We start from the raw sequence: 313 nt of genomic DNA, 5'->3' as shown, positions 1-313 counted from the left end.
CGGGTTAGTGGGCGCCCCCCCCCCCCCCCGGGCCCCGCCTCAGGGCTTCCTCGTCCTCGAGGCTCCCCCGCCCCCCCTCCCCCCGCCCCGCCCAGGGGCGCCCCTGAAGGCGGGCCTCGTCCCGCACCAGGACCCGCACCTGGTGGCCCCTCTCCAGAAGCCTAGGCACCAGCCTTCCCCCCACGTAGCCCGTGGCCCCCGTAACCAAGACGCGCACGCTCCAAGCATACCCGTGCTCCCCTCGGGGAAGGTGGCGGGGGACCATGGTCCAGGCCAAGGTCTTTCCCAAACGGGGGGGCTACCCTAGGCCCCG

1 protein-coding gene is annotated in these 313 nt (G+C 75.1%); it reads right to left on the bottom strand.

Going from position 1 to position 313, the window contains the following annotated elements; all coding sequences use genetic code 11:
* Positions 1-4: 4 nt before the first annotated feature.
* The gene (locus tag BVI061214_RS12230) at positions 5-217 is read right to left on the bottom strand and encodes an NAD(P)H-binding protein (protein ID WP_248841681.1); all 213 of its coding nucleotides are present in this window, start codon (positions 215-217) and stop codon (positions 5-7) included.
* Positions 218-313 lie beyond the last annotated feature (96 nt).

The sequence above is a fragment of the Thermus aquaticus genome (assembly GCF_001280255.1).
In the GTDB taxonomy this organism is placed as follows: Bacteria; Deinococcota; Deinococci; order Deinococcales; family Thermaceae; genus Thermus; species Thermus aquaticus.
This window is presented reverse-complemented; position numbering and strand designations above follow the sequence as displayed.